The 289-nt window shown below is 70.6% G+C and carries 1 protein-coding gene; it reads left to right on the top strand.

Going from position 1 to position 289, the window contains the following annotated elements; all coding sequences use genetic code 11:
- Window positions 1–289, top strand: a 289-nt coding sequence (locus R2R70_RS19670; protein WP_410978847.1) for a hypothetical protein, incomplete at both ends; no start/stop codon positions are given.

Genomic DNA, 289 nt, shown 5'->3' with positions numbered 1-289 from the left:
CACACGCTGGCGCGGCTGTGGGGGGCGCTGCCGCCGGATATCCGGTTAAGCCCGCATCTTTACCTGGCGACCAACAGCGCACAGGGGCCGTGGTGGATACTGGGGTGGTCAGAGCGGGTACCGGGTGCTGAGGACGTACTGCCAGCGCCGCTGCCGCCGTACCGGGTGCTTACCGGGCTGGCAGACCGTTTCGGGCGGACGCTGACGTACCGGCGTGAGGCCGCAGGCGACCTGGCCGGGGAAATCACCGGCGTGACGGACGGTGCCGGGCGGGAGTTCCGTCTGGTGC

The organism is Cobetia sp. SIMBA_158, from assembly GCF_046566945.1.
Lineage (GTDB): Bacteria > Pseudomonadota > Gammaproteobacteria > Pseudomonadales > Halomonadaceae > Cobetia > Cobetia amphilecti.
This window is presented reverse-complemented; position numbering and strand designations above follow the sequence as displayed.